Source organism: Flavivirga aquatica, from assembly GCF_001747085.1.
GTDB lineage: Bacteria > Bacteroidota > Bacteroidia > Flavobacteriales > Flavobacteriaceae > Algibacter_C > Algibacter_C aquatica.
In genome coordinates, this window is sequence record NZ_MDJD01000054.1 from 1 (window position 1) to 21,615 (window position 21,615).

The window sequence follows — 21,615 nt, forward strand, 5'->3', positions numbered from 1 at the left end:
AGGTTATAAAACTGCTAAAAGAAGATTTAAAATGGAACTCAGAAATTTAGCTATTGCTATGATTGTTGTAGATTGTGATGGAAACTTAAACCATTTTGAGACTTAAAAAATGGTCGGAATTTCTTCCGACCATGACTGCGCTAATAGCGGCTTTTTTTATATCAAAATCGAAATCAAACCATTATTGTTCTCCTTCAATCTCTGCAACTTTAGCTTTCATTTCTTTATGCTTATCTGTCTCTCCTAGAATACTATAAATACTCATAAGTGTTTTTGCTGCATTAATACTTTTAGAATCAATTTCTAATGCTTTAGTTAAATATGGTATCGCATCTCTATAAAGGGCTTGTCTTTTTTCTCTTAACTCATCATAACGTTTGTTATCTGCTCTAGAACTTCCTAAATTATTCATTTCTTCAATAATTGGTTTTTCTTCTCCTAAAACTAATACAGATAAATTTATGTATGCATTAGTATAATTAGGATCTAACTCTATCGCTCTGTTATAATATTTTTTAGCCAATACAACATCAGATTCTGACGATATTACTCCTAAATTATATTGTAATTCAGCATTGTTAGGCTCTAATTTAGTTGCTTCTTCCATCAATTCCCCAAATCTCTTTTTATTATCCATTTTTAAATGAATATTCGCTTCAGATATTATCAGGTTCACATCATTAGGGTTTTCAGCTCTAGCATCTTTCATTGCAGCAATAGCTTTTTCATTATTTCCATTACCAATATGAATAAGTGCTATATTTTTTACAATCTCTGGTTTTTTCGATTCTGTTAAACGTTCTCCTGGGTTAATATGAGTACCTGCTTTAACATATAAATTGCGCGTTGCTTTATCTAAAATCACTTCTTTATTAGTTGCCTTTTCTGTAGCAAAATATTGTCTTTCAATACCTGTATATCCTATATTTTTAAGTTTATTATATAATTTTAAAGCACGATCATACTTTTTAACATTAACAGCTGTAGCTGCAGCGTAATACAAAAATATAGTATCAGTTTTTCTTAAATTATAAGCGCGTTCAAAGTGAAAAGAAGATGCATTATAATTCTTATTTTCATAAGTTTTATTTCCTTTAGAAACATAGTTATTAAACATAACTAATCTCAATTTATTTGCATCTGCTTTATAAGACCCTTCTATCTTATTTATAAGCTTAATAGATTCTCCAATTTCATTAAACTTCCCTTTTCCATTTGCATACAAAGCCTCTGCTTTTAAATAGTAATATTTAGATTTAGTTTTTTCATCTAAACTTTCCAACATCTGGTCTACTAACTTAATCCCCTCTTTAGCCGCGCCATAGTTAGAGTTTTTTAACGCTTTTTCAACTGCTTTTAATTCTTTTTTTTGTGCAAATGAAAACGCACTCATTGATAGTGCTAAAGCTATAATTATTTGTTTTTTCATTTTATTAATATTTTAGTTTAATTATCTGTATTATTTTCTTCTACATTATTATCAAGAGTTGTGCCATCGTCTATAGCATCAGTGTTTTCAATAGTTTCAGAATCATCCACTTCATCCTCATCATGCATAACTTTAGCAACAGCTGCAATAGAATCTTTCCCTTTTAAATTGATCAATTTAACACCTTGAGTTGCTCTACCCATTACTCTTAAATCTGCTATGACCATTCTTATGGCAATACCTGATTTATTAATAATCATTAAATCATCATTATCTGTTACGCTCTTTATAGCCACTAAATCACCAGTTTTTTCAGTAATAGATATGGTTTTCACACCTTTACCCCCTCTATTAGTAACTCTATAAACCGGCTCTCCATCTTCTGGGTCATCAATGTAAGTTCGTTTTCCATAACCATTTTCTGAAACCACAAGTACCGATTCTTCTTGAGGGTTATTAATCGTAACCATACCTATTACTTCATCTTTATCATGCTGCAAAGTAATACCTCTAACACCAGAAGCTCCACGTCCCATAGGTCTTGTTTTAGCTTCTTCGAAACGTATTGCTTTACCAGATTTTAACGCCAACATAACTTGACTATTACCAGTAGTTAATTTAGCTTCTAACAATTCATCATTATCCTTAATTGTTATCGCATTAATACCATTAGTACGAGGACGAGAATATTGCTCTAAAGCTGTTTTCTTTACTTGACCATTTTTAGTAGCCATAATAACATAATGACTATTAATATACTCTTCATCTTTTAAATCTTGAGTACAAATGAAAGCCATAACCTTATCATCTTGCTCAATATTTATTAAGTTTTGAATTGCTCTACCTTTTGATGTTTTACTTCCCTCTGGTATTTCATAAACACGCATCCAGAAACATTTCCCTTTCAAAGTAAAAAACAACATGTATTGATGGTTTGTTCCAACAAATAAATGTTCTAAGAAATCTTCATTACGTGTTGTTGATGCTTTTTGACCAACTCCTCCTCTATTTTGTGTTTTGTACTCTGTAAGTGATGTACGTTTAATATATCCTGCATGAGAAATGGTAATAACCACATTTTCATTAGGAATCATATCTTCAATACTTAAATCACCACCTGCATATTCAATAACAGAACGACGCTCATCACCATATTTATCTCTAACGACTTCCAACTCACCTTTAATAATATCCATACGACGCTCTTTGCTATCTAGGATACCTTTAAGATCTATAATCGTTTTCATAATCTCATCATATTCACCACGCAATTTATCTTGCTCTAAACCTGTAAGTTGACGCAAACGCATCTCTACAATAGCTTTGGCTTGAATTTCTGAAAGCTCAAAACGCTTTATTAAATTCTCACGTGCTTGATCTGCATTTGAAGATGCTCTAATAATAGCAATCACTTCATCAATATTATCTGAAGCAATAATTAAACCTTCTAAGATATGTGCACGTTCTTCCGCTTTACGCAACTCATAAGTTGTTCGTCTTACAACAACTTCATGTCTATGCTCTACAAAATAATGAATAAGCTCTTTTAAGTTTAATAACTGTGGACGACCATTTACTAATGCAATATTATTAACACTAAAAGACGATTGTAATGCAGTATATTTAAATAACTTATTTAGTACTATATTAGGAATAGCATCACGCTTTAAAACATAAACTATGCGCATTCCATTTCTATCTGATTCATCACGAATAGTAGAAATGCCTTCTAATTTTTTATCATTTACCAAGTCTGCAGTCTTTTTAATCATGTCTGCTTTATTAACTTGATAAGGTATTTCTTCAACTATAATACACTCACGTCCATTAACCTCTTCGATATTTGCCTTGGCGCGCATAACAATTCTACCGCGACCAGTATGAAAAGCTTCTTTAACACCATCATACCCATAAATAGTACCTCCAGTTGGAAAATCTGGAGCTTTTATATGTTTGATTAATTCATCAATTTCAATATCATTATTCTCAATGTAAGCTATAGTACCATCTACAACTTCCGTTAAGTTATGCGGTGGCATATTTGTAGCCATACCTACTGCAATACCAGAAGCTCCATTTACTAAAAGCCCAGGAATACGAGTTGGTAATACTGTTGGCTCTTTTAATGTATCATCAAAATTTAATTTGTGGTCTACAGTTTCTTTTTCAATATCTGCTAACATATCCTCAGATATTTTACGCATACGTGCTTCTGTATAACGCATTGCTGCAGGACTATCACCATCTATCGAACCAAAGTTCCCTTGCCCGTCAACAAGCATATAACGTAAACTCCACTCTTGAGCCATACGTACCATAGCATCATAAACAGACGTATCTCCATGTGGGTGATACTTACCTAAAACTTCTCCAACTATTCTTGCAGATTTTTTATGCGCCGAATTTGCTCTAACACCCAGTTCATGCATACCAAAAAGCACACGTCTATGAACTGGCTTTAAACCATCTCTTACATCTGGTAAAGCACGTGACACAATGACCGACATTGAATAATCAATGTATGCTGACTTCATTTCATCCTCAATATTAATAGGGATCAATTTTTCTCCTTCTGCCATATATAATTTAATTAATTTTTATGTTTTTTTCAAAACACGCTAATATAACTATTTCATTAGTCACAACAAGCCCTTTACATGTGTTTTTCATGTTTTTTATTAACAATTTCATTTCTGTTTTTAGTTGATAAGTATAATTCAAAAAGTTTTGATTTTATAAAGTTTTTTTCGTCAATTAGCAATTTACTTATAATTTAAGGTATAGTTTTTGCCTTAAGTAAAATGTTTTAATTATTTTTAATGCAGATAAGGATACTATATTATGGATGATAATTTTTCCCCAAGAGTAAAAGATGTTATTGCATATAGCAAAGAAGAGGCATTACGTTTAGGTCATGATTTCATTGGAACTGAACATTTAATGCTTGGACTTTTGCGTGATGGTAACGGAAAAGCGATTAATATACTAAACGCTTTAGATATTGATTTAAATCATTTAAGACGTAAAGTTGAGATATTAAGTCCCGCAAACCCCAATATTTCTGTAGCTTCAAATCAAAAAAAGAATCTACACCTTACTAGGCAAGCAGAACGCGCTTTAAAAACAACTTTTTTAGAAGCAAAACTATTTCAAAGTACATCAATTAATACAGCACATTTATTGCTTTGTATTTTAAGAAATGAAAACGACCCTACTACTAAGCTTTTAAACAAGCTTAAGGTTGACTATGATAACGTTAAAGAACAATTTAAATTTATGATAACTAACGATAATAATTATATAGAGCCTAAATCTCAATCTTTTCAAGACGATGATTCTACCCCCGAAGACGAGTCATCGAAAGACAATATTTTTAACGCTCCAACTGGAAAGACTAACAAAAAGTCTAAAACACCCGTTTTAGATAATTTTGGACGTGATTTAACAGCATTAGCAGACGAAGGGAAACTTGATCCTGTTGTTGGACGCGAAAAGGAAATAGAACGTGTCTCTCAAATTCTAAGCAGAAGAAAGAAAAATAATCCGCTTTTAATTGGAGAACCAGGTGTTGGTAAATCCGCTATTGCAGAAGGCTTAGCTCTTAGAATTATTAAACGAAAAGTGTCAAGAACTCTTTTTAACAAACGTGTTGTCACTTTAGATCTTGCTAGCTTAGTAGCTGGAACAAAATATCGTGGACAGTTTGAAGAACGTATGAAAGCAGTTATGAATGAACTAGAAAAGAATGATGACGTTATTCTTTTTATAGATGAAATACATACTATCGTTGGAGCTGGTGGAGCTACTGGAAGTTTAGATGCTTCTAATATGTTTAAGCCTGCTTTAGCACGTGGCGAAATTCAATGTATAGGCGCTACTACTTTAGATGAATACAGACAGTATATAGAAAAAGACGGTGCTTTAGAGCGTCGTTTTCAAAAAGTTATTGTCGAACCAACGACTGTCGAAGAAACTATTGAAATCCTTAATAATATAAAAAGTAAATACGAAGAACATCATAATGTTGATTATACTCAAGAAGCTATAGAGGCCTGTGTAAAATTAACAAACAGATACATGACCGAACGCTTTTTACCAGACAAAGCTATTGACGCTTTAGATGAAGCTGGTTCTCGTGTACATATCACAAATATTGAAGTTCCAAAACAAATCTTAGAGCTTGAAAAACAACTTGAAGCTATTAAAGAAACTAAGAATGTTGTTGTAAGAAAACAAAAATACGAAGAAGCCGCTAAACTTAGAGATGACGAAAAACGTATTGAAAAAGAATTAACAATAGCTCAAGAAAAATGGGAAGAAGACACTAAACAACATCGTGAAGTTGTAACTGAAGACAATGTTGCAGATGTGGTTTCTATGATGACTGGCGTTCCTGTAAATAGGATTGCTCAAACAGAAATTAATAAACTTGCCGAATTACCAAACCTAATAAAAGGCAAAGTTATTGGTCAAAATGAAGCAGTTAGCAAGGTCGTTAAAGCTATTCAGAGAAATCGTGCTGGTCTTAAAGATCCAAATAAACCCATTGGTTCATTTATCTTTTTAGGTCAAACAGGCGTTGGTAAAACACAGTTAGCCAAAGTGTTATCTAAAGAATTATTTGACAGCGAAGAATCACTTGTTAGAATAGATATGAGTGAATACATGGAGAAATTTGCTATTTCTAGATTAATTGGTGCTCCTCCAGGCTACGTAGGTTATGAAGAAGGTGGACAATTAACCGAAAAAGTAAGACGTAAACCCTACGCTGTTATCCTATTGGATGAAATTGAGAAAGCTCATCCAGATGTATTTAATATGCTATTACAAGTACTTGATGACGGTTATTTAACAGATAGTTTAGGTAGAAAAATTGACTTTAGAAACACCATAATTATTATGACGTCTAATATTGGTGCTAGAAAACTTAAAGATTTTGGTACAGGTATTGGTTTCGGTACATCATCTCAAAAGGCACAAGAAGATGCCAATGCAAGAAGTGTTATCGAAAATGCTCTTAAAAAATCTTTCGCTCCAGAATTCTTAAATAGAATTGATGATGTTGTTGTCTTTAATGCTTTAGAAAAAGTAGACATTAACAAAATTATTGATATTGAGTTAGAGAAACTTTTAGCAAGAATTCAAGGCTTAGGTTACAATTTAACATTAACAGATAGTGCAAAAGATTATATTGCGGATAAAGGTTTTGACAAACAATATGGAGCACGACCTTTAAAAAGAGCTATTCAAAAATATATAGAAGATGCTTTAGCTGAAAAAATTGTAGCATCACATCTTCAAGATGGAGATAACATAAAAATTGACTTAGACACTAAATCTGAAGAGCTAAGTATTACTATTGAAAAATCTGAAAAGCCTACAGAATCTTGATATTAACTTAATATATTAAAAACTTAAATCCTATAATCTTAAAAAATTATAGGATTTTTTTTCAATAAACTGTAACACTTAAAAAAGCGTCAATCTATATAATATAACAATTTGTATTATTTCATTGTCCATAATTAGCTACAGTACCTGCACTAGCAAAAAAAAGAGTGATTGGTAATTGTACTTTTATTAATAATTACACCATTATTTAGTATAAAATGGATCGACTTGCTAAAGTACCATAAGTTGGTCAATGTTCCATTAATAGTCACAACAAGAATAATTATTTCTGCTCCCACACTAATAATTACTTCATCTTGAGTAATAATAGTTGTCCTTAGATAATTATTAGGGCTCCAATTCTATTGATCTGTCCAATCTCCAGTTCCAGTATACGTGTATAAGTAGTTTTTACATTTTCAAAAAAATAACAAAAGTAAATAGCCTAAATATGATGACCCTCATAATATATATTTGAGGAAAATCACAATTATTTTCACACTCTAAATACTTTATTATTAGCTTATCATGTATAGCAATAAACAGCTTCCTTTATCTTACCAAAATTCCACACAATCTATAAACAATACTATTTTTAAATATGAGACAGAAAAAATTTCAATGCTTCTTTTATTTAAGATTTTATATTCTAAAATAAAACTAAGCAAATTACGCTCTTTCTTCATATAAATAATAGGTTTACACAGCTACCTAGCGACCACAACAAAGCCTCTCCTATTAATGCTCATTTTTTAGGATTTTAACGTTTTAACATTTCATTAACATAAATTTAAACAACACAAAAAGAAAAACTCGCGTATATAAATTTGTAAGAATAAAATTTAATTAGTCCAAAAAACCCAAATCAATGAAAACAACAATCATTTTAAAAAAATTAAAGATTAGCCTATTAACTTCTGTCGTACTTTTTGCTTCTTGTGAAGACAATGAAAGCGCAGAACTAGTTAATGAAACACCTACCCAAGATCAAGAATTTATTGAAAAATATTTTCTTGGAGAAGCTGTTCAAGTAAAAGAAGAAGAAGACGGAACTTACTCTCTTCAAGGCACAGATATTAGATTATTTGAAGATCAACTTACAGATAATAATGATGCTTTTAATGAAAATGAAGCACCAAACCCTGGACTTACTAATAAGAGTAAATTAGGATTAGCTGGAGGAATTCGTAAATGGACAAACAATACCATAGTATATACTATTCAAGGATTAAGTCAATCTGTTAGAAGCGAACTTCAAAAATCTATGTTAGAGTGGGAAAGCAAAACAAATATTCGTTTTAAAGAACGTACTAACGAATCTACTTATGTTACTATAAGCAGTAATGGAGATTCTTGTAACTGTGGTGTAGCTACTTTAGGTTCTTACGGATCTAGAGGGTATATTAGGTTAGGAACAGGAACTACTGCTGTAGTAATTATTCATGAAATAGGACACACATTAGGATATATTCATGAACAAAACCGTTCAGATAGAGATAACCATATCATCGTTCATTACGACAATATTGTAGAAAATGCAAAAGATCAATTCTTTAAAAGTAATTCTGCAACTCTTGTAACTAGAGATTTTGATGTCAATTCGACTATGATGTACGGTAGTTACACTTTTAGTAAAAACGGAAAACCAACAATTACAGACCTTAATGGTAATGTATTTCCAAGAAGAAAAGCACAAATATCTGCTTTAGATATTGAAGGTACAAATAGTATTTATCCATCTAATACTCCTAACCCTAACCCATCAAATGATCCATGTGATGGTGTTGATGAATGGAGTAGAAACAAAAGATATTTTGTTGGTGACAAAGTAACTTATAGAGGTTACCTATATGAGCGTGACTTTACTGTATGGAATGTAATAACAAAATGTGGTAATAATTAATATATTAGCATAGCAACCAACCTACAAATAACAAATAAAACAGATTAATTAAAACATATCTCTTATACATAAAAAAGGTAGTAATCTTAATAAGATTACTACCTTTTTATTTTTAACCGAAAATGAGTCAAAATTTGTACATATTAAGCACTTTTTGAAAGACATAGTATTGCTACGTTTAAAAAAAGCAACAAAATAAGAGCGAATTTCAGGTATTTTTCAGGAAATAGAAAAGATCAAGATGATTTCTATAATTGTACTATTTAATCTGTTATTTCTTCATCATTTAATTCTAACTTAATTTCTGATACTCTAAATAATAAAATAATGCCAGCTAGAAAGAACACAAATAAAAACAAAATAGCATTTCGCATACTACCCGTTATTTGATCTATGGTAGCAAAAATAACCATACCAAATACAATCCCTATTTTTTCGGCAACATCATAAAAACTAAAATAAGATGTTGTATCTTCTGTTTCTGGTAAAAATTTAGAATAGGTAGAACGCGCTAAAGATTGCACTCCTCCCATTACTAAACCAACAAAACCAGCTGCAATATAAAATTGCATAGGATTTTTCATAAAATAAGCATAAAAGCATAACCCCATCCACATTAAGTTAATTGCTATAAGTGTTTTGATATTTCCAAATTTAGCTGAAGCTCTAGATGTTAAAAATGCTCCAAGTACAGCTACTAATTGAATAACCAGAATACTAACTATTAAACCAGTTGTTTTTGCACCATCTCCTCCCCAATCTATTTCTTCTTCTCCAAAATAAACAGCGACTAACATAATAGTCTGTACCGCCATACTAAAAACGAAAAAGGCCTGTAAATAACGCTTTAATCTTAAATTTAACCTTAATTGACTCCAAACTAATTTTAATTCTTTTAATCCATTAAAAACAACTGCTTTCGTTACTTTATGACCAGACTTAGCTCCTTTTGGTAAATAATAAAATGAATATTGACTAAATACAGCCCACCATACGCCTACTGTTATAAACGATATTTTCATAGCTTCAAAAGAAGCTATATCGGTTGCTTTTTTAATAGCTAAATTAATTTCAGATTCAGTACCGGTTTCTCTTATTGATTCAGCTATACTAATATCAAAACCAAACCAATCTGGCTTCATCACCATTGCTAAATTTAAAATAAGTAAAATAACACTCCCAACATATCCCATTGAAAATCCTTTAGCGCTAATACTGTCTTGCTGCTCTTTAAAAGCTATATCTGGTAAATATGAATTATAAAATACAAGACTTCCCCAGTACCCTATTAATCCCATAAAATAGAAGAGTATGCTAATATGTATAGAATCTAAAGTAAAATAATACAATCCTATACACCCTACACTTCCTAGGTAACAGAAAAACTGCATAAATTTTTTCTTATTACCTATATAATCTGCAATACCAGATAATATAGGAGACATAAAAGCAACAACCAAAAATGTGAAAGCTGTTACATACGTAATTAAAGCTGTACTTTTAAACTCTAACCCAAAAGCCTGTACTGTTTTTATTTCAGAAAGAAATAATGCTGAATAAAATATAGGAAATACAGATGATGTTATTGTTAGCGTATAAACGGAGTTTGCCCAATCGTAAAAAGCCCAAGCATTTAAAAGTTTTTTACTTCCTTTTTTTAGTTGATTCATATAAAGTGTTAGTTATAATAAGCTTTTATTACAAAAATATAACTCTAAATTTTTGTTTGAATTATTAAATATATTTAGGTATTCTAATAACTGTTATTAATAAAAAAAGCTGCCTTTTGGCAGCTTCTAAAGTAATCAAATATTTTTATTCTAACTATAACAAATCATTATCTAAATTTTGTTACTCCAAACTTTTTAGCTTCTTCCGCAGCCTTAGGTGCTAGAGCTGTTAAGTTAGCTATACGTGAGTCGTTTGAAGGGTGCGTACTTAGCATTTCAGGTGGAGCTTGTCCCCCGCTATTTGCTTTCATACGTTTCCATAGTTCAGCTGCTTCGGCTGGATTATAACCTGCAATTGCCATTAAATACAAACCTATTTTATCTGCTTCGGTTTCATGACTTCTACTAAATGGCAACATTACTCCTACTTGAGAACCTACACCATAAGCTTGATTAAAAAGCCCTTTCTTCTGTTCATCTTTTATAGCAATATTACCTGCTATAGCTCCAAATTGTTGTAACATTCCTGCACTCATACGTTGCTGACCATGATTAGCTAAAGCGTGAGCTACTTCATGTCCCATAATAGCAGCTACTCCTGTTTCTCCTGCAGCAATTGGTAATATACCTGTATAAAAAACTATTTTTCCTCCAGGCATGCACCAAGCATTAACCGTTGGATCATTAACTAAATTATACTCCCACTTATAATCATTTAAATAACCTGCATGCCCATTGGCCGTTAACCAACGCTCTGCAGCAACTGCTATACGTTGACCTACTCTTGTTATCATTTCAGCATCTTTAGTTCCTTTTACAACCTTATTTTCTGTTAAAAACCGATCATACTGAGCAAAAGCTGTTGGAAACAATTGAGAATTAGGCACTAACGCCATGGTCTTTTTTTGTGTAAATGGGTTTGTAGCACATGCAAAGAGCATACTTACTATTCCAAATACTATAAGCGCGTTTTTAAGTTTCATTTTAATAGGTTTTATTTATTATATCAAAAGTACAAAATTGTATGTTTATTTTTGGACACAAGAATCTTTTATTCGTCACATAATTAATAAAAAAATACGTTAATTGTATCTGTTATGTTTTTTATAGATACCCGACTATTAATTAATAAAATAAAACCATGAAAAATTTACTAATCCTAATTATTACCATACTCGTCTTTAATTGTAAAGGAAACACACAAAAAGAGCCGCAAAAAATATATAAAGTATCGAAAACAGAAGCAGAATGGAAAACCCAACTATCTGAAAAAGAATTTTATGTACTTAGAAAAGCAGGTACCGAACGTCCATTTACAAGTCCTTTAAATAAAAATTATAACGCTGGTATTTATGCTTGTAAAGCCTGTAAAACACCTTTATTTAAAAGTGAAAACAAATTTGATTCTGGTACTGGATGGCCAAGTTTCGATAGAGAGATTGAAGGTAATGTCGAATTTTCAACCGACTATAATTTAGGCTACGCAAGAACAGAAGAGCATTGTGCTACTTGTGGAGGACATTTAGGCCATGTATTTAATGATGGACCTAGTAAAACTACAAGCAAACGTCATTGTATTAATGGTGTTTCTTTAACATTTATTCCAAAAAAATAAAATTAGATTTGTTTAATGGATAGTTATTTAACAAGTATTATTAAACAATTTGAATATTACAAAAGTCTGGGAGACAAAACTTTTGAACAGCTTACTTTCGATGAAATACAAAATGAAATAGCAAAAGACTCAAATTCAATCTCTATTATAGTAAAACATCTTGTTGGAAATATGCTAAGCAGATGGACAAACTTTTTAACACAAGATGGTGAAAAAGAATGGAGACATCGCGATTTAGAATTTGAAGATACTTACACTTCCAAAAATGAATTAATTCCAAATTGGAATAAAGGTTGGATGTGTTTATTTAATGCTATAAAACCTTTAAAAGAAGAAGATTTAGAGCATATTATTTATATTAGGAATCAAGGACACACAGTTACAGAATTCATAAACAGACAATTAACTCACTATTCTTATCATATTGGACAAATCGTATTTTTAGGCAAATTATTAAAAGACGAAAATTGGCAATCATTATCTATACCAAAAGGCAATTCTTCAAAATACAATGAAGAAAAGTTTAGTAAGGAAAAAGGGAAACGACATTTTACGGATGACGTATAACTATTAATATCGCTTATGATTCTGAATAGTTATCATTTTTAACATATGCATTTTTCACCATTCTTTTTACAACCTTTTCATGAAAAGGCTTTATTATTCTCATGTAAATTTCACCTTTAATATTATTATATTCAACCAAAGTAGTAACTTTAATATTATATGAGTCAGAATTACTTTTATTAGTTATCGCTCGAAAATTCAAATGAGAGTCATCTGCTCCTAAAACTACTTCATTCTCTGAAATGAAATATATTTTGAAAAATTTAATATAACCACCAACTTTAAAATCCTCATTATAATCATCAGGTTCCTTTGTTTTTAAACCAATAAAACAAGCAATCTTATTTCTTAATTTAAAAAGCAAAGCAATCCACTTTGGTGTTGTATTAAACACAAGGTTTACAATTTCTTCAATATTATTTGTATGATTAGTTGTTAAAAAAGTATCTGAGAAATCAATTTTAGAGAGCCATTTTTTTAGATCTTCTGTTAGTTCAGTCGATTCTTCTTTTACTTTTTTCATTTATTCTCAAGATTTTATTTTTGCTTACTAATAACAGCAACTAATTAAATCCTTTTTTATTTTTAAAAGGCCTAATAATCAAACGAGCTTCTCTATCAAACCGAACATAATTATACAGCCAGTTTACAAAAACCACCATCCTATTTCTAAATCCAATTAAGAAAAATAAATGAACAAACATCCATACAAACCAAGCAAATACACCTTGAAACTTAAATTTAGGTAAATCTACAACAGCTTTGTTTCTTCCAATAGTCGCCATAGCCCCTTTATCGTTATAAACAAAAGGCTTCAAAGACTGTTTCTCTATTAATCTAAGCATATTATCTCCCAGTTGGTCACCTTGTTGAATAGCTGGTTGCGCCATCATAGGTAAACCATAAGGAGTATCTTCTGTTGCCATACACGCTATATCTCCAATGGCAAAAATATGCTCAAATCCTTTAACTTGATTAAAGGTATTAACCTCTAACCTATTTCCTCTTGTTATAAAATCTTCTGCATCTAAACCTTTTATTGTCGCTCCTTTAACACCGGCTGCCCATACTACTGTAGCTGCCTTAAAAGTTAAATCTGTATTTGTAGTGACCGTTTTTCCATCGTAATTTGTAACACGTACATTCTTCCAAATATTAACACCTAATTTTTCTAAAAAATCTTCAGCTTTTCTAGATGCTTTTTTACTCATACCTTTTAAAAGACATCCACTAGACTGTACAATATGTATTTGAGCAGAACGTGTATCTAAATCTGGATAATCTTTAGGTAAAATACCTTTTTTAATTTCGGCTAAAGCACCCGCAAGCTCTACACCTGTTGGGCCTCCTCCTACTATTACAAAATTCATGAGTGCATTACGTTCATGTAAATCTGAAGTCAGCAAAGCATCTTCAAAGTTTTCTAGAATTAAACTCCTTAAATTAAGCGATTGAGGTATGGTTTTCATAGCCATACTGTACTTTTCGATCTCTGAATTGCCAAAATAATTAGTTTTTGAACCAGAAGCAACAACTAAATAATCAAATTTTAAATCTCCAATACCTGTCTTAACATAATTATTTTCAGAATTAATTTCATTAACTTCCGCCAATCTAAAATGAAAATTAGGAAAGTTTTTTAAAATTTTCCTAATTGGGTAAGCTATTGAATCGGGTTCTAAGCCACCTGTAGATACCTGATATAGTAATGGTTGAAATGTGTGATAATTATTTTTATCTAATAAAACAACTTGTACTTCTTGTTTTGATAATTTTTTTGCCAACGAAACGCCAGCAAAACCACCCCCAATAATAATCACTCTAGGGTAACTCGTTCTTGGTATATTCATAAATAAGCTCTTGCTTCACAAAGGTAGTCATACCAACTTAAATATAAAATATTGAATGTCTCTTCATTATTTTTAAGTTTAAAAGACCTTATTATACCTTCCTTAAAAATTCTATACTATTCAATTATAGTATTTCACTCTTAAAAATAGTATAAACTTTAATACAATCGCAAATATTTATATTGGTAAAAGATATAAATTTATAGGTTTCTAAAATTTATTATTCAAAATCGATTTTGTAAATTCGTAGCTTAAAAAATTACACATGAGTAAATACGATATTATAGTTCTAGGAAGTGGTCCAGGAGGTTATGTAACTGCTATTAGAGCAGCACAATTAGGTTTTAAAACAGCTATTGTTGAAAAAGAAAATCTTGGAGGTGTATGCTTAAACTGGGGATGTATTCCAACAAAAGCCTTATTAAAATCTGCTCAAGTTTTTGAATATTTAAAACATGCTGAAGATTATGGTTTAAAAGTTAAAGATGCTGAGCATGACTTTGATGCAGTAGTAAAACGTAGCCGTGGTGTAGCCGATGGTATGAGTAAAGGTATTCAGTTTTTAATGAAAAAAAACAAAATTGATGTTATTGAAGGTTACGGAAAACTTAAGCCTGGAAAAAAGATTGATGTTGACGGAACAGAATATAGTGCTAATAATATTATTATAGCTACTGGTGCACGTTCTCGTGAATTGCCTAGTTTACCGCAAGATGGTAAAAAAGTAATAGGTTATAGAGAAGCTATGACTTTACCTGAGCAACCAAAAAAGATGATTGTTGTTGGTTCTGGAGCGATTGGTGTTGAGTTTGCTTATTTTTATAACTCTATGGGAACAGAAGTTACTATTGTTGAGTATTTACCTAATGTAGTCCCTGTAGAAGATGAAGATGTTTCTAAACAATTAGAACGTTCTTTCAAAAAGAATGGCATTAAAATTATGACGTCTGCCGAAGTAACTAGTGTTGATACTTCTGGAGAAGGCGTAAAAGCTACTGTAAAAACTAATAAAGGCGAAGAAGTTCTTGAAGCTGATATTATTTTAAGTGCTGTTGGTATTAAAACTAATATTGAAAATATTGGTTTAGAAGATGTAGGTATTGTTGTTGATAGAGATAAAATTATTGTAAATGATTTCTACCAAACAAACATACCTGGTTATTATGCTATTGGAGATGTTACTCCTGGTCAAGCTCTAGCACATGTTGCTTCTGCTGAAGGAATTCTTTGTGTTGAGAAAATTGCTGGACAACATGTTGAGGCTTTAGATTACGGAAACATACCAGGTTGTACGTATTGTACACCTGAAATTGCATCTGTTGGCTTAACAGAAAAACAAGCTAAGGATAAAGGTCTAGATATTAAAGTTGGAAAATTCCCTTTCTCTGCTTCTGGTAAAGCAAGTGCTGGAGGTAATAAAGAAGGCTTTGTTAAAGTTATTTTTGATGCTAAATATGGTGAATGGTTAGGTTGCCATATGATTGGTACTGGTGTAACCGATATGATTGCTGAAGCTGTTTTAGGTAGAAAACTAGAAACTACAGGGCATGAAGTATTAAAAGCAATTCACCCTCACCCAACCATGAGTGAAGCGGTTATGGAAGCTGTAGCTGCTGCTTATGATGAAGTGATTCATATATAAAGTATTTTATTAAATACTTCCAGATCATTAAAATGAAAAAGCTCTAGAAACCCTAGAGTTTTTTCATTTTAAAACTTAAACCTTGTACCTAATTTATATTTCATATTATTTCTATAAATTATTGGTGATGATGATTTTTTCGACATCATATGATTCACTCGTCCTTCAATTGAAAATTCTTTAGTTATATTATATTGTAAACCAAGAGTTGAAAATAAAGCTGTCTCTTCTATAATACTATTTATTTTAAGTATATCTAATTTTGGTCCAGCCAAAACACTAAACTTATCTGTAATTAAATGTTTAGCAAGAACAAGTATTTCTAAAAAACTATGATTATCAACATTTCTCTCTCTTAAACCTGTTCTTAAAAAAAGAATTATTTAATCGGTGTTCTGAAAAATAATTATAGAAAGAATGCAGCGTATTTAAAATTTTAACATCATCATTAACTCCAAAAGAATCACCTGTTCTTTCTACTTGAGAAAACATCAGGTTAGAAAATATTAACACAAAAATGAATACTATATTTTTCATAGAAAACAATTTAAAATTGAACTATAAAAATATAGTTTTAAATTAAGGTTAAGTCATAAACATATCACAAACAAACTACGTATAATGTTAAAAAAGATTACAAAAAACTTTGTATCGCTAATTCATAACTTTGTAGTCCGAAACCAAGTATAACACCTCTTGCGTTTGGAGAAATAAAAGATTGGTGCCTAAATTCTTCTCTATTAAATGTATTTGATATATGCACTTCTATAACAGGAGTTTCAATAGCTTTTACAGCATCTCCAATACCTACAGAAGTATGTGTATAAGCAGCAGCATTTAAAATAACACCATCATAGCTAAAGCCTACTTCATGTAACTTATCAATAAGTTTCCCTTCAATATTTGATTGGTAATAGTCTATGTCTACATTTTTATATTTTCCCTTAATTTCTTCTAAAAACTCAGTAAAAGATAGACTTCCATAAATATTAGGTTCTCTTTTCCCTAATAAATTTAAATTTGGACCGTTGATGATTATTAATTTTTTCATAAAATCAAAGATATTAAAAATTAAACATAAAAAAACCGAAGCTTATGCTTCGGTTTTAAAATATATTATTTTCTAATACTTTAGAACATAAATCCTACAGATACTTGAAATACATTATTCTGTTGTTTAAAATCATCAGAATCATCAAAATCATTAATGTTCGATAACCCTAAGTTATAACGAGCAGCAAAATTTAAGCCACCTTCTAACTTATAACCTAATCCGAAACCTAATCCTAAATCTAATCCACTAACATTTTTTTTAATATCTGTAGTTTCTTTCTCATTAAATTCTGAATCTTCTTTATCTGTATATTCATACTCACTTTCAGCAGATAATAAAAAGCCTATTTGTGGGCCTCCTTCTATACTTAAACCTTCTGTAACATAATATTTTACTATGACTGGTAAGTTAAGATAATTTAATTTTGTTTTAGTTTCCTCTTTTTCAAATTCATCATCAAATTCAAATTTTGAACCTTGAGTAGAAAATAATAATTCTGGTTGTAAAGAAAGTTTATCTGAAAACATAATTTCAGCAACTCCTCCTACATGAAGTCCTGTTTTTCCATCTAATCCACTTGTTTGATCTCCGCCAATAGAAGCAAAGTTAACACCTGCTTTAACTCCAAATTTAACTTCTTGTGCATTTGCACTAGTTAAAGTTAATACAGCTACGGCTGCGCTAAGTAATAATTTTTTCATAATATTAAAATGTTTTTAGTTTGATGCCGCAAATAAAATGCATTTTTATTATAAATACCGTAAGACAAATACCACTATTGATAATATATTCACACACAATCGCTTAATAAATTTAAAAACAAACACTTACACATAATAAAAGTAAGTGTCATTCATCTAAATACGTAGAAGTACGTATAAAAATAATGCTTGTTTTTCTTATGTTTCTTTAACTTTGTAAAGATGAAATGGCAAATTACACTAAAAGACTATCAATTATATTTAAAAATAGAACGTGGATTATCTCAAAATTCTATAGATAACTATACCCATGATGTAGAAAAGCTAATTACTTTTTTAGAAGAAAACAATATCAGTCAATCTCCAGTTATTATAACTTCGGAAGTTATACAGCAATTTATTTATCAAATTGCAAAACAAGTAAATCCAAGATCGCAATCACGCTTAATCTCTGGGCTCAAAAGTTTCTTCAATTATTTAGTATTTGAAGACTACAGACCAGATAATCCTTTAGAGCTTATTGAGTCTCCAAAAATAGGCAGAAAACTACCAGACACCTTATCTGAAGAAGAAATAGATACTCTTATTAAAGCTATTGATTTAAGTAAACCTGAAGGAGAACGAAATAGAGCTATGCTAGAAACTTTATATGGTTGTGGTTTACGAGTTAGTGAACTTGTGAATTTAAAACTCTCCGATTTATTTTTTGACGAAGGGTTTATAAAAGTTAATGGTAAAGGGAATAAACAACGTTTTGTCCCTATTGTAGCTATTACACAAAAATATATTAACCTATACAGAAAAGAGATTAGAACACATTTAAATATCCAAGCTGGTTTTGAAGATACTCTATTTTTAAATAGACGTGGAAAACAATTAACTAGAGCCATGATTTTTACTATAATTAAACAATTGGCTATAAAAATTGGATTAAAGAAAAATATATCACCTCATACCTTTAGACATTCTTTTGCTACTCACCTACTACAAAATGAAGCCGATTTAAGATCCATACAGCTTATGTTAGGCCACGAAAGTATTACGACTACCGAAATTTATGTACACTTAGATAAAAGCCATTTAACCAAAGTAATTGAAAAGTATCATCCTAGGAAATAGTATATGGCAATTAGTTATTTCTGGAAAACAAAAAATCCAGTTATAAAACTGGATTTTCATTTCGTTTTTATTTCTAAAAACTATTCTTATTTATTAGTATTACTAGTATTACTTTGCAATATTTACTGCTCTAGTTTCTCTAATTACTGTGACCTTAACCTGTCCAGGGTAAGTCATATCTGTTTGTACTTTTTGAGATATGCTAAATGATAAATCTGCAGCTTTTTGATCGTCTACTTTTTCACTTTCAACAATAACGCGTAATTCACGTCCTGCTTGAATAGCATAAGCCTTTTTAACACCATTAAATCCTAATGCAATATCTTCTAGATCTTTTAAACGTTGAATATAACTATCTAACACTTGACGTCTAGCTCCTGGACGAGCCCCAGAAATAGCATCACACACCTGAATGATTGGAGCTAATAAAGATTTCATTTCTATTTCATCATGATGCGCTCCAATAGCATTACAAACATCGGCTTTTTCATTAAACTTTTCAGCCCATTGCATACCTAATATAGCGTGTGGTGTTTCCATATCTGCTTCGGCATCTGGCACTTTTCCTATATCATGTAATAATCCTGCACGTTTTGCTAATTTAGGGTTCAAACCTAGTTCTGCTGCCATTACACCACATAATTTAGCAACTTCACGTGAATGTTGTAATAGGTTTTGTCCATAAGAAGATCTATACTTCATACGACCTACCATCTTAATAAGCTCTGGATGTAAATTATGAATTCCTAAGTCTATAACAGTACGCTTACCAACTTCAATTATTTCCTGTTCAATTTGTTTCTGAGTTTTCTTAACAATTTCCTCAATACGTGCTGGATGTATTCTTCCGTCTGTTACCAACTTGTGTAATGATAAACGTGCTACTTCTCTTCTTACAGAATCGAAACATGATAGTATAATAGCTTCAGGTGTATCATCTACAATAATTTCGACACCTGTTGCTGCTTCAATAGCACGAATATTTCGTCCTTCTCTACCAATAATACGTCCTTTAACATCATCCGATTCTATATTAAAAACTGATACACAATTATCAACAGCTTCTTCTGTACCTATACGTTGTATTGTATTTATAATAATCTTCTTTGCATCTTGTTCTGCAGTAAGTTTCGCTTCTTCTAATGAGCTTTGCACATAAGCCATTGCATCATTCTTAGCTTCTCCTTTTAAAGACTCTACTAATTGTTCTTTAGCTTCTTCAGCAGAAAGACTAGAAATAACTTCTAATTGTTGTACTTGATTTTTATGAAGTTTATCTATTTCATCTTGTTTCTTTTCAAGTACATTTAGTTTATGATCGTAGTGCTTAATCTTACTATCAAGACTTTCATTAAGTTTTTTACTTTTTGAAAGCTCACTTGAAATTTGCGACTCTTTATCTCGTGTTCTTTTTTCGGCTTCAGCCATCTTCTTATCACGAGATAAAATTACTTTTTCATGCTCTGCTTTAAGTTCTAAAAATTTTTCTTTAGCTTGAAGTATTTTGTCTTTTTTAAGACTTTCCCCTTCACTTTTAGCCTCTTTTAGCATTAAAGCTGCATCTCTTTTTGCTCCTTTAACAAGCTTAGAAGCATTATTTTTTTCTAATGTTTTTGCTATAATAAAGCCAATTACTAGCCCTAATATAACACCACCTACTGCAAATATAATTGAGTTATCCATCGTTTTTAGTTAGTTTGTATATATATAAAAGCCTACACCAGTATAAAGTTTTGTATAAACTCCTTAAAAACAAGTTTAGGGCTAACAAGCTGATCAAGGGTCTGCTAGGTATTGAAATAAATTCAATACAGCAGCATGCTTTTACAACTTAAACTCACCCTTTTTAAAGAATTAACGTTGAGTTTATCAAAAAAAATAACCAATGTAGGCAGTAACTTTTTAGTTTATTTTAAAGAACGTTAAGAAACTAAATAAGAATGTAATAAATCATTAAGCGCATTTAGCTTTTCTTCTACATGCTCATTTACAGTTTCCTTATCTATAGTTTTCTGTTCTACTTGAGATGCAAACTGTAATGCGCACATGGCTAAAACATCTTGTTTATCTCTAACAGAGTAACTTTGCTCAAATTGTTTTATCATAGTTTCAATGTTTTTAGCCGCCTTGCGTAATCCTTCTTCTTGACTCCCCTCAATATTTAAAGGATATACCCTATTAGCTATAGATAGCTTTATTTTAAGCTTCTTTGACATTGAATTTATTTTGCTTTAATCTGAGAGTTGAGTGATACAATGATCAATATCTCTAATTAATGCGTTTATTTTAAGCTTAGTTTCTTTTTTATTATCGTCACTACCAAGTATTGAGTTTGCCATTTTTAAAACATCATATTTTTCTTCCCAATCAGCAATATGCTTTTTTTGGTTTAAAATTTCTTGTCTTGAAATTTCTAATTCTTCATTTAATTTCAAATTAGCGCGCTTTAAAACCTCTAGTTTGTGTAATACTTTATTAATCTTCCTTTCTAAAGAATCTACAATATCTTCAATATTACCCATTTACAAATTTCAATACTATCTATACAAAGTTAAGACACCTTAACATAAATTACAATTGTTTTTGCATAAAATTTCATAACTAACGGTAATCACTCATAATCAGCACTGTGGCTTGATTTTTGGTTATTACTTTGCATATTCATATCAAATTA

General features: G+C 30.7%; 18 protein-coding genes and 1 other RNA gene. 6 read left to right on the plus strand and 13 right to left on the minus strand.

Annotated features, from left to right (window positions below; all coding sequences use genetic code 11):
- Positions 1-181: 181 nt before the first annotated feature.
- Positions 182-1,429, minus strand: coding sequence for a tetratricopeptide repeat protein (locus A8C32_RS14360; protein ID WP_069831123.1), 1,248 nt, complete (start codon positions 1,427-1,429; stop codon positions 182-184).
- A 17-nt stretch (positions 1,430-1,446) separates the two neighbouring features.
- On the minus strand, positions 1,447-4,008 hold the full coding sequence (gyrA, locus tag A8C32_RS14365) for a DNA gyrase subunit A (protein ID WP_069831124.1): 2,562 nt from the start codon (positions 4,006-4,008) through the stop codon (positions 1,447-1,449).
- A 262-nt stretch (positions 4,009-4,270) separates the two neighbouring features.
- Here gyrA and A8C32_RS14370 point away from each other — a divergent pair, with 262 nt between their 5' ends.
- Both A8C32_RS14370 and A8C32_RS14375 read left to right on the plus strand, forming a co-directional pair.
- Positions 4,271-6,820 carry an ATP-dependent Clp protease ATP-binding subunit gene (locus tag A8C32_RS14370; RefSeq protein WP_069831125.1) on the plus strand — a complete coding sequence of 850 codons (2,550 nt, stop codon included), beginning with the start codon at positions 4,271-4,273 and terminating at the stop codon, positions 6,818-6,820.
- 868 nt (positions 6,821-7,688) lie between these two features.
- Positions 7,689-8,723, plus strand: coding sequence for a M12 family metallopeptidase (locus A8C32_RS14375; RefSeq protein WP_069831126.1), 1,035 nt, complete (start codon positions 7,689-7,691; stop codon positions 8,721-8,723).
- A 263-nt stretch (positions 8,724-8,986) separates the two neighbouring features.
- On the opposite strand, the gene A8C32_RS14380 is transcribed toward A8C32_RS14375, so the two are convergent.
- Both A8C32_RS14380 and A8C32_RS14385 read right to left on the minus strand, forming a co-directional pair.
- Positions 8,987-10,393, minus strand: coding sequence for an MFS transporter (locus A8C32_RS14380; RefSeq protein WP_069831127.1), 1,407 nt, complete (start codon positions 10,391-10,393; stop codon positions 8,987-8,989).
- 167 nt (positions 10,394-10,560) lie between these two features.
- On the minus strand, positions 10,561-11,376 hold the full coding sequence (locus tag A8C32_RS14385) for a M48 family metallopeptidase (RefSeq protein ID WP_069831128.1): 816 nt from the start codon (positions 11,374-11,376) through the stop codon (positions 10,561-10,563).
- 158 nt (positions 11,377-11,534) lie between these two features.
- Here A8C32_RS14385 and msrB point away from each other — a divergent pair, with 158 nt between their 5' ends.
- Complete coding sequence (msrB, locus tag A8C32_RS14390) at positions 11,535-12,008, plus strand: peptide-methionine (R)-S-oxide reductase MsrB (protein ID WP_069831129.1); 474 nt, start codon at positions 11,535-11,537, stop codon at positions 12,006-12,008.
- A 15-nt stretch (positions 12,009-12,023) separates the two neighbouring features.
- The gene (locus A8C32_RS14395; RefSeq protein ID WP_069831130.1) at positions 12,024-12,575 is read left to right on the plus strand and encodes a DUF1572 family protein; all 552 of its coding nucleotides are present in this window, start codon (positions 12,024-12,026) and stop codon (positions 12,573-12,575) included.
- A 13-nt stretch (positions 12,576-12,588) separates the two neighbouring features.
- Here A8C32_RS14395 and A8C32_RS14400 read toward each other — a convergent pair whose 3' ends face one another.
- Both A8C32_RS14400 and A8C32_RS14405 read right to left on the minus strand, forming a co-directional pair.
- Positions 12,589-13,098: a DUF2867 domain-containing protein gene (locus A8C32_RS14400; RefSeq protein WP_069831131.1), complete on the minus strand. Its 510-nt coding sequence runs from the start codon at positions 13,096-13,098 to the stop codon at positions 12,589-12,591.
- 40 nt (positions 13,099-13,138) lie between these two features.
- On the minus strand, positions 13,139-14,425 hold the full coding sequence (locus A8C32_RS14405) for an NAD(P)/FAD-dependent oxidoreductase (protein ID WP_069831132.1): 1,287 nt from the start codon (positions 14,423-14,425) through the stop codon (positions 13,139-13,141).
- Between the two features lie 265 nt (positions 14,426-14,690).
- Between A8C32_RS14405 and lpdA the strand changes: the two genes are divergently transcribed.
- Positions 14,691-16,067: a dihydrolipoyl dehydrogenase gene (gene lpdA, locus A8C32_RS14410; RefSeq protein WP_069831133.1), complete on the plus strand. Its 1,377-nt coding sequence runs from the start codon at positions 14,691-14,693 to the stop codon at positions 16,065-16,067.
- 68 nt (positions 16,068-16,135) lie between these two features.
- Here lpdA and A8C32_RS14415 read toward each other — a convergent pair whose 3' ends face one another.
- From A8C32_RS14415 to A8C32_RS14425, 3 genes are all read right to left on the minus strand, one after another.
- Entirely contained in the window at positions 16,136-16,342 is a 207-nt protein-coding gene (locus A8C32_RS14415; RefSeq protein ID WP_069831134.1) for a hypothetical protein, read from the minus strand.
- 359 nt (positions 16,343-16,701) lie between these two features.
- Complete coding sequence (gene aroQ / locus A8C32_RS14420) at positions 16,702-17,118, minus strand: type II 3-dehydroquinate dehydratase (RefSeq protein ID WP_069831135.1); 417 nt, start codon at positions 17,116-17,118, stop codon at positions 16,702-16,704.
- 80 nt (positions 17,119-17,198) lie between these two features.
- Entirely contained in the window at positions 17,199-17,822 is a 624-nt protein-coding gene (locus A8C32_RS14425; RefSeq protein WP_069831136.1) for a porin family protein, read from the minus strand.
- A 222-nt stretch (positions 17,823-18,044) separates the two neighbouring features.
- Here A8C32_RS14425 and xerD point away from each other — a divergent pair, with 222 nt between their 5' ends.
- A complete protein-coding gene (xerD, locus tag A8C32_RS14430) occupies positions 18,045-18,941 on the plus strand; it encodes a site-specific tyrosine recombinase XerD (RefSeq protein WP_069831137.1) in 897 nt (298 codons plus the stop codon).
- Between the two features lie 108 nt (positions 18,942-19,049).
- Here the strand turns inward: xerD and rny are convergent, their stop codons facing one another.
- The 4 genes from rny to A8C32_RS14450 form a co-directional block, all read right to left on the minus strand.
- Complete coding sequence (rny, locus tag A8C32_RS14435) at positions 19,050-20,624, minus strand: ribonuclease Y (protein WP_069831138.1); 1,575 nt, start codon at positions 20,622-20,624, stop codon at positions 19,050-19,052.
- Between the two features lie 56 nt (positions 20,625-20,680).
- A non-coding RNA gene (ssrS, locus tag A8C32_RS14440) (6S RNA) lies at positions 20,681-20,807 on the minus strand.
- A 56-nt stretch (positions 20,808-20,863) separates the two neighbouring features.
- The gene (locus A8C32_RS14445; RefSeq protein WP_069831139.1) at positions 20,864-21,157 is read right to left on the minus strand and encodes a cell division protein ZapA; all 294 of its coding nucleotides are present in this window, start codon (positions 21,155-21,157) and stop codon (positions 20,864-20,866) included.
- A gap of 15 nt (positions 21,158-21,172) precedes the next feature.
- Entirely contained in the window at positions 21,173-21,463 is a 291-nt protein-coding gene (locus A8C32_RS14450) for a hypothetical protein (protein WP_069831140.1), read from the minus strand.
- Positions 21,464-21,615 lie beyond the last annotated feature (152 nt).